A 9,410-nucleotide genomic window follows, 5' to 3' on the forward strand; every position below is an offset into this window, starting at 1 on the left:
ACAACTGATTCTTCGCCGCAAGTCTATTTTAGCGCCTATGGGCGTTCGCCGGGACAACATCGTATCTGCAGCAGCCAACTCAGGCCGCGTTGTAGCCCGCGACCGCCTTGACCTCGAGATACTCCTCTAGACCGAACTTGCCCCATTCGCGGCCGTTGCCGGACTGCTTGTAGCCGCCGAACGGCGCAGTGCGGTCGTTCGGCACGCCCTGGAGATTGACGTTGCCGGCGCGGATCTTGCGGCCGACCTCGCGGGCCTTCTCGATCGTCGGGGCCGAGACGTAGCCGGCCAGACCATAGGGCGTGTCGTTGGCGATTCTCACCGCCTCGGATTCGTCGCTCGCGCCGATGATCACCAGCACCGGACCAAAAATCTCCTCGCGCGAGATCGTCATGTCTGGCTTGACGTCGGCAAAGATGGTCGGGCGCACGTAGAAGCCCTTGTTGACGCCCTCGGGCAGGCCAGGACCGCCGGCGACGAGGGTCGCGCCCTCCTCGATGCCCTTGTTGATCAGCGCCTGGATCTTGTCCCACTGGCCGCGATTGACGACCGGGCCGATCGTGGTGCCCTCGCCGCGCGGATCGCCGGCCTTGGTCTTGTCGGCAACGCCCTTGGCGATCGCAGCCACTTCCTTCATCCGCGCGGCCGGCACGATCATGCGCGACGGCGCGTTGCAGGACTGGCCGGAGTTGTTGAACATGTGCATGACGCCGCCGGTCACCGCCTTGGTGAGGTCGGCCCCTTCCAGGATCACGTTCGGCGACTTGCCGCCGAGCTCCTGGCTGACGCGCTTCACAGTGGGGGCAGCGCGCTTGGCGACGTCGATGCCAGCGCGGGTCGAGCCGGTGAACGAGATCATGTCGATGTCCGGATGCTCGCTCATGGCGGCGCCGACCTCCGGCCCGAGGCCGTTGATCAGGTTGAACACGCCCTTCGGCACGCCGGCTTCATGCAGGATCTCGGCGAAGATTAGCGCCGAGGTCGGGGTGAATTCCGACGGCTTCAGGATCATGGTGCAGCCGGCTGCGAGCGCGGGCGCGACCTTGCAGGCGATCTGGTTGAGCGGCCAGTTCCAGGGCGTGATCATGCCGACCACCCCGACCGGCTCGCGCACCACGACGGACGCCGGCAGCGTCTCCTCGAACTCGTACTTCTTCAGCACGTCGAGCGTCGACATCAGATGGCCGAGGCCGGCGCCGGCCTGCAGCTTTTCCGCCATCGGCAACGGCGCGCCCATCTCGTCGGAGACGGCGGCGCCGATCTCCTTCATGCGGCCCTTGTAGATGGCGATGATCTTCTCGAGCAGCGCGACACGCTCCTCGCGTGAGGTCTGCGAGAAGGTCTCGAAGGCGCGCTTGGCGGCCGCGACGGCCTTGTCGACATCGGCCTTGGAGCCCAGCGCAACCTCATACATCGCCTCTTCAGTCGCCGGATTGACGACCGGGGTGGACTTCTTGACGACCGGATCGACCCAGGCGCCGTCGATGTAAAATTGCAGGCGATTGACCATCGGAAAACCTCTTCACGTGGAAGCATATGGAGGGGCGGCAGCGCGCGGGCCGGCATCCTGGCACGAACGATCCGCGGGATGAACCCGCCACATGCGGGGACCGGGGTTGCATTCGGGCGGATATAGGATCATCGACGCCTCGCGCGCAAGTCAGCCCGCGTGCGACCGGATCGACCGTTTGCACTGCACAATCAGGGCAGATCAGGCGCCGATCTCGAGTTGGTTGCGCACCAGGTTGAAGTAGAGACCGCGGCCCGCGGCGAGCTGTCGGTGCGTGCCCATTTCCACGATCCGACCGCGATCCAGCACCACGATCTGATCCGCATTGCGGACCGTGCTCAGACGGTGGGCAATGATCACCTTGGTCAATCCTTCCGTCAGCCGCGCGAAATTCGCTGACACCGTCGCTTCCGCACTGGCGTCCAACGCCGATGTCGCCTCGTCGAGCAGCAACAGCTGCGGGCGCCGGTAGATCGCGCGCGCGATCAGCAGCCGCTGCACCTGGCCGCCCGACAGACCAAGCCCGTTTTCACCGATCCTGGTGTTGTAGCCGGTCGGCAGTCGCTCGATGAAGCTCCGCGCGTTGGCGACGTCGGCCGCCCATAGCAGCCTGCCGCGATCGATGCGCTCCTCCGTCAGCGCGATATTGCGCGCAATCGTGTCCGCGAAGACGGCGCCGTCCTGCATGACCGTACCACAGATGTCGCGCCAGTCACGCGCCCGGACTTGGCTGAGCGGCGTATCGCCGACCCTGATCTCACCGGCTTCCGGCTCGTAGAACTTGAGCAGCAGCTTCAGCAGCGTCGTCTTGCCGCTGCCGCTGGCTCCGACGATCGCCGTCGTTCCGCCGTCCGGAATGACGAGCGAGATCCGGTCCAGCACGGGCGGCATGTTGGGATTGCCGTAGCGAAACGACACATCCTCGAGCACGATGTCGCCGCTCGGCACCGGCGCGTAAACCCGGTCGGCGCGATCCTCGGGCTCGGCTGCCTGAACCTCGGTGATCCGCCTGAGGCTCAATACGGCATCCTGAGCGCGCTGCACCAGGAGCACCAGATGGTCCAGCGAAGCGCTCATCTGTCCGAGCATGGCGGTCAGGGCCATCATGGCGCCGAGCGTGAGATCGCCGCGAATGACGGCATAGGCGGCGAATGCATTGGCACCGATCGAGGTGCTCGACGAGATCAGCGCTGACCCGGCCTGCTGGAACTGCTGCAGCTTCATCGCCGCGAGCTGGACCTTGAACAGCCGGACCTGAACTTGCTCCCACGCCCAGCGCTTCTGGGTCTGCGCGCCAGTCGCCTTGATCTCGGCCACCGCCTGCACCAGTTCCATCTCGCTCGCCAGCGCCTGCGCCGCCTCGCTGAAGCGTTGATGATCGATACGGCGGCGGCTTGCGAGAAAGCGGGTGACGTAGGCCAAGTTCAGCACGGCACCGCCCAGAAAGATCAGCAGAATGGCCCAGCTGTAGGTTGTGATAACGATGGCATAGACGATCAGCGTCAGCAGCGAGAACGCCGCCTCCAGCACACCCGAGGTGAGGAAGCCCTCGATGCGATGGTTGTCGTTGAGCCGCTGCATCACGTCGCCTGTCGTGCGCAAATCGAAGAAGCTCATCGGCAGATTGAGGATCGTCTGCAGGAAGTCAGCGATCATGGCGATGCTGATCCGCGACGACAGATACAGCATCAGCCAGCCGCGAATGAGCGCGATCGCGTTCTGCCCGAGCATCAGGCACACCTGGGCCACGACCAGCACCGTGACCAGCGACATATCCCCGCGCTCGATGCCCTGGTCGACAAGCGACTGGGTGAGGAACGGCGCGATGAAGGCGAGCGCGCATCCGACGCCGGTGCCGATCATGAGCTGAACCACGAGCTCGCGGTGCGCGAGCGCATAGTTCAGGAGGTGCCGCCACGGTGTGGAGGGTTGGCTGCTCGACGAATGCCAGTCGCGCAGGGCGGGCGTCGGCTCGAAGAAGACAGCGACGCCGACTGGCCGATCGTTCTCGATGTGGGTCGCCCACGCCTGGTGGAAGTCGGTGAAGGAATGATCGATCAGCCCCGGCGCCGCAGGGTCCGAGACGTAGACGCGGTCCCCGCTGATGCGGTGGACGACGACGAAGTGGTTTTGATTCCAATGCACCAGGAACGGAAAGCGGTTCTGCTCGATCAGCGCGACGAGATCGCAGCTCACCGGCAGCGTGCGGAAACCGATCTCCTCGGCCGCCTTGCAGATCGACAACAGATCGGCGCCCTGCCGACCCTTGTGCACGATCTCCTCGGCTTCCGCCTGCGGGATCAGCTTGCCGTAATGTCGCGCGATGATGCGCAGGCAGGTCGGCCCGCAGCTCGTGGCATCAGGTTGCTGATAGTGCGGAAACGCGGCCATGCGACGCACGCCGAACGCCGGGCCGTCAGAACGACGACGGCCCGGCGAACGCGATCAGATGATCTGGGCGACGCCGACGGCGACGTTCTCGACGCCCGTCGTGATCTGGTTGAACGTATTGATGCCGGAGACGACCTTTGGATTGTTGTGCGAGGCCTTGACAACCAGGCCTTCCACGGCCCTGAGCACGGCATTGAAGCCGGAGAAGATGGCGCTGAGGCCGGTCGCGAGCGCGACATTGCCGCCGGTGATCTGCCGAAGCTCGTCATCCGAGAGCTTGCGAGCCTGTCCCTGCGCGAGATCGGTCTGCATGAATGTGATGCCTTTCCTGCTATGCGACGCTGGTGCCGCGGTTGCTTGGTCGACCGGCCCCCTATCCCCAAATGCCGGCCCTATGAATGATGGCATGCATGTCCATCCCGGCAACGCGCAATCTCCACAGCCGTCGCATTTTCATGTTCATCTGTTGTCGCGCGATCACGTTACAAACGACGCAATCAACTACGTAGCGAACGAATGTTCTATTCGGTCCACGCGGCGAGGTGCGCGAAGACCTGCTGGATCAGCCGCAGATTGTTCACCTCGATGCGCGCGTCCCCATCCATGTTCTGCGCGAACTGCACCGTCTTGCCGCTCGACAGCGTCAGCCCGTTCGGGAGATCGAGCAGCACTCTGTACTTGCCGTCGATCGCGACCGCGCTGATCGCGCTCACGCGGGCCTCGAGCTGACCGAATTCGAGCCGCGGATAGGCATCGAGGCGGATCACCACCTTCTGGCCGAGCCTGACTTTGCCGAACCCCGCTTCAGGAACGAACGCAAACGCCGAGGGTGTCGAATGTAGAGGCTCCACGATCGCGAACGTATCACCGGAGCGGATGTTCTGCGCCTCGGACCACAGACCGAACAGGCGTACGCGCCCAGTCAGCGGCGCGCGGATGACGTTGACATGATCCCAGTCCTGCATCACTCCGCGTAGATCGCGCAACGCACTCGACAGCCGCGCCACCATCTCGGCATCGCGGTCGCGATGAGCGGCGAGCAGCGCGCTGATCTCGCGCTCGGTCGAGGCGATGGTCGCGAGATGGCGGGCAGTGGCGATGCGCGCCTCCGCCACGCGGTCGCGCTGCGACTGCTTTCCTGACTCGAACCGGTCGAGATAGGCCGGCGCGGCAAGCCCCTTGGCGATCAGCGTCTCGCGTCCCGCCTGCATGCGCTGATCAGCCTTCAGCGAAGCCTCGGCGGCGTTCTCCTTGTCTGCGAACTGTCCGACCAGCTGCCGGTAGGCCGCCACGACCTGGCGCAGCTGTGCAACCTGATCGGACGTCTCGGTGGAGGCGCGAAAGGTCCTGAGATTGCCGAGCGCCTGCACCACGGACAGCAGCGGCGCGGCGGCGCTGCCGAGCCGTGCCGGGGTCACCGCCGGCGGTGCTGGCAGCGCGACATCCCCGGACAGATCCGCCGGGAGATTCACGAGCCACTGCTCGAGCTGGAGCAGCTGGCGTATGTCGCTGCCGTCGTCGAGCACCGCCAGTATGTCGTCGCGCGCGACCTGGTCGCCCTCTCTCACCTTGAGCAAGGCAAGCTTGCCGTTGCCGCGGCTCAGCAGCGTCACCGGCAGATCGGCGGAGACCACATGCGCGCGTCCACCGACGACGGAGGGATAGGGCACGACGCTCGCGACGGCCAGCAGCGTGGCGAGAGCGATCGCGGTGACGACGGCGCCGGATCGAACCAGCAGCGGCGGCGGCGCGCTGATGACCTCGCGATACATGTCGCTGCGCAACTGCGGCAGGGCCGTTGCGGGCCGAGACTGCGCCTCCACGGGAGCGATGGGGCTGGTCGCCGCACTTCGGCGCCGCGCTACATGCGCGATCTTCGTCTCGACATTGCGTCTCACCGTCTTCAGATTCAGCATCGGACGCAACAACTCGACGACGACCAGCTCATGCCGCGAAACTAGGGACGATGGAACTACACGTCCAGCCCATGTCGACGCAAAGCCGGCTGGACGTCGCTTTCGCGCCACACCGAGCGCTGCCGGCGCCGCCACCATCCCGCCATGATTCAGCAAGAGCCGCACCGGGACAGAACAATGCGTTCGATAGGCGCAAGCCAGGCCGCCGCTGCATACGGCCGCCGCTGCTGTTGCATCGCAGCAATATGATGAAGTGGATCATTCCGAATGGCAGAATTCCCAGTCCCGCAGATTTATTTGGCGTGTGTGAACTGCTTCACAGCGCGGCCCGGCCAAGCCGGCTAGTCTCTCCTTCATAGACAGCCCGGCATCTCGAAAGGACGCTGGACAACATTTCAGAACGAATGACTTTGGTCAGTTTTTTCCGCGTAGTTTTTTAAGCACCTCACCCTTTTGCTCCAAGTTGCGACGCCGTCTCCTTCATCCAGGTGGGGGAGACGGCGCAGCTGTTTTTGGGCCCCTTCCCTCACACCGCCATCTTCCGATGCCGCACCGGGGCGCCGGTGAGGCTCTCGGCGGCGTCGATGATCGCGTTCGCGTCCATGCCGTTGTGGCGGTAGAGATCGTCGATCGTGCCAGTCTGGCCGAACTTCTCCACCCCCAGCGCCTCGACGCGATGGCCGCGCACCGAGCCGAGCCAGCCGAGCGTCGCCGGATGGCCGTCGATCACGGTGACGATGCCGCAGTCGCGCGGCAGTGGCGCCAGCAGCTGCTCGATGTGGCTGAGGTTCTGCACGCCGCGGCGATGCCGCCGCAGGCTGCGCGCCGCCGTCCATCCCGCATGCAGCCGGTCGGCAGAGGTGATGGCGAGCAGGCCGACGTCACGCCGGGACTCGCCGATCAGCCCGGTCGCCTCGATCGCCTCCGGCGCGACCGCGCCGGTATAAGCGACGATGACCTCCGCATTCGGCCCCGGCTTGCGCAGCCAATAGGCGCCGGCGGCGATGTCGGACTCCAGCTCTGATGTCATGATCCGCTGCGGCTGGTCGATCGTGCGCGTCGACAGCCGCAGATACAGCGAACCGCCCTCGCCGCTCGCGGCTTGCATGTGCGCAAAACCCCATTTCATGATCGCGGCGAGTTCGTCGACGAAGGCCGGCTCGAACGACGACAGCCCGTCCTGCGCCATGCCGATCAGCGGTGTCGCAATCGACTGATGCGCGCCGCCCTCCGGCGCCAACGTCACGCCCGACGGCGTTGCCGCCACCATGAACCGCGCATCCTGATAGCAGGCGTAGTTCAGCGCATCGAGGCCGCGCTCGATGAAGGGATCATAGAGCGTGACGATCGGCAGCAGCCGCGCGCCATTGATCGAATGCGACAGGCCGAGCGCGGAGGCCATGATGAACAGGTTCATCTCGGCGATGCCGAGCTCGATGTGCTGGCCCTTCGGCGAGGCCGCCCAGTTGAAGGTCGACGGAATCTTTTCGCTGCGGAACAGGTCGGCCTTCTCGGCGCGCGCGAACAGGCCGCGGCGGTTGACCCAGGCGCCGAGATTGGTCGAGACGGTCACGTCCGGCGACGACGTCACGATGCGCGAGGCCATCGCGGTGTCGCTGCGCGCGAGATCGTTGAGAACAAGGCCAAAGCCCTGCTGGGTCGACATCTGCGCCGCGGCGGTGAAGGTCAGCCGCTCCGGCACGTCGAGCACAGCATCGTCGAGCCTGCGGCCATCGCGATTGAACGGCACGGCGGCGAGAAACGCCTCCAGCCTGGCCGGGTCCTGCGTCAGGCCTTCGAACTTGTCCCACTCATGGCCGGGGCGGATGTTCTGCTGGGCGCGGTACTTTTCCATCTGCGCGACCGTCATCAGGCCGGCGTGGTTGTCCTTGTGGCCCTGGAACGGCAGGCCGACGCCCTTGATCGTGTAGGCGATGAAGCACACCGGACGGTCGTGATCGATGGATTCGAACGCCTCCAGCATGCTCGCCATGTCGTGGCCGCCGAGATTGCTCATCAGCGCCAGCAACTCGTCGTCGCTGCGTCTGTCGAGCAGCCGCGTCAAATCGCCCTGATCGCCGATGTCGTCCTGGATGTGCTTGCGGAAGGCCGCGCCGCCCTGGAAGCACAGCGCCGCATAGAGCGCGTTCGGGCAATTGTCGATCCAGCGCCTGAGCGACTCGCCGCCGGGCTCGGCGAAGGCCTCGCGCATCAGCCGGCCGTATTTCACGATCACCACGTCCCAGCCGAAATTGCGGAACATGGTCTCGAACTTCTCCCACAAGCCCTCGCGCACCACGGCATCCAGGCTCTGGCGGTTGTAGTCGACGATCCACCAGGTGTTGCGCAGGCCGTGCTTCCAGCCCTCGGCCAGCGCCTCGAAGATGTTGCCCTCGTCCATCTCGGCGTCGCCGACGAGGGCGATCATGCGGCCCTCGCGGCGGTCCTTCATCCAGCCATGCGCCTTGACGTAGTCCTGCACCAGCGAGGAGAACAGCGTCTGCGCCACGCCGAGGCCGACCGAGCCGGTCGAGAAGTCGACGTCGTCGACGTCCTTGGTGCGCGACGGATAGGACTGCGCACCCTTGAAGCCGCGGAAATTCTCCAGCTTCTCACGGGTCTGCCGCCCGAACAGATACTGGATGGCGTGGAACACGGGGCTGGCATGCGGCTTCACCGCGACGCGGTCCTCAGGACGCAGCACCGAGAAGTACAACGCCGACATGATGGTCGCGAGCGAGGCCGAGGAGGCCTGGTGGCCGCCGACCTTCAGACCATCGATGTTCGGCCGGATGTGGTTGGCGTGATGGATGGTCCAGGATGACAGCCACAGCGCCTTGCGGGCCAGCGCGTTCAGGATGTCGAGACGGTCTGACGGTGCTGATGGCATAGCCATGGCGCGCGCTCCCGAGGGGGGTTTTGTAAAGGGTTTGGTTGGATTCGCCGATTTTAGTCCCGCCCGGCCGGCCATAATTCTCAATTTTTCGCGCACAGACGCCGATTGTTGGGATATTTTCCCAACCTGAACTCAATTCCAGCGATTTGATCCCAATGCCCGACCTCGACAGCATCGACCGCAAGATCCTCGGCCATCTCCAGGCCGACGGCCGCATCACCATGCAGGAGCTCGCCGACAAGGTCGGGCTTTCGGTCTCGCCGTGCCACCGCCGCGTCAAGCTGCTGGAAGAGCGCGGCGTCATCACCCGCTATCTCGCGACCGTCGACCAGAAGGCGCTCGGGCTGCACGTCTCCGTCTTCATCTCCATCAAGCTGGCGCGGCAGAAGGAGGAGGACCTCAAGCGCTTCGAAAAGGCGATCTCCGCCTGGCCCGAGGTGCTCGAGTGCTATCTGATGACGGGCAATCGCGACTATTTGCTGCGCGTCGTCGCCGCCGATCTCTCCTCCTATGAAGCGTTTTTGAAGAGCAAGCTGACCCGCCTCGACGGCATCGCCTCGATCGAGAGCAGCTTCGCACTGAGCCAGGTGAAGTATTCGATCGCGCTGCCGGTGTGAGGCCAGCTGCCTCAGCAATCTCAGCTGTCGTCCCGGCGAACGCCCATAGGCGCTAAAATAGACTTGCGGCGAAGAATCAG

6 protein-coding genes are annotated in these 9,410 nt (G+C 64.9%); 1 reads left to right on the forward strand and 5 read right to left on the reverse strand.

Translation table 11 applies throughout. The features are described 5' to 3' along the window. Positions 1-79: 79 nt before the first annotated feature. The 5 genes from QQL87_RS37150 to QQL87_RS37170 form a co-directional block, all read right to left on the reverse strand. Positions 80-1,510, reverse strand: coding sequence for an aldehyde dehydrogenase family protein (locus tag QQL87_RS37150; protein ID WP_284424090.1), 1,431 nt, complete (start codon positions 1,508-1,510; stop codon positions 80-82). 201 nt (positions 1,511-1,711) lie between these two features. Beyond that, positions 1,712-3,901, reverse strand: coding sequence for a peptidase domain-containing ABC transporter (locus QQL87_RS37155; RefSeq protein ID WP_284424089.1), 2,190 nt, complete (start codon positions 3,899-3,901; stop codon positions 1,712-1,714). 54 nt (positions 3,902-3,955) lie between these two features. Next, entirely contained in the window at positions 3,956-4,213 is a 258-nt protein-coding gene (locus QQL87_RS37160; protein ID WP_284424088.1) for a hypothetical protein, read from the reverse strand. Positions 4,214-4,422: 209 nt separating this feature from the next. Then, complete coding sequence (locus QQL87_RS37165; RefSeq protein ID WP_284424087.1) at positions 4,423-5,817, reverse strand: HlyD family secretion protein; 1,395 nt, start codon at positions 5,815-5,817, stop codon at positions 4,423-4,425. Between the two features lie 526 nt (positions 5,818-6,343). Beyond that, positions 6,344-8,713: a thiamine pyrophosphate-binding protein gene (locus QQL87_RS37170; RefSeq protein WP_284424086.1), complete on the reverse strand. Its 2,370-nt coding sequence runs from the start codon at positions 8,711-8,713 to the stop codon at positions 6,344-6,346. A gap of 155 nt (positions 8,714-8,868) precedes the next feature. Here QQL87_RS37170 and QQL87_RS37175 point away from each other — a divergent pair, with 155 nt between their 5' ends. After that, entirely contained in the window at positions 8,869-9,330 is a 462-nt protein-coding gene (locus tag QQL87_RS37175; RefSeq protein ID WP_284424085.1) for an Lrp/AsnC family transcriptional regulator, read from the forward strand. Positions 9,331-9,410 lie beyond the last annotated feature (80 nt).

This window comes from Bradyrhizobium sp. SSBR45G (assembly GCF_030159255.1).
GTDB lineage: Bacteria > Pseudomonadota > Alphaproteobacteria > Rhizobiales > Xanthobacteraceae > Bradyrhizobium.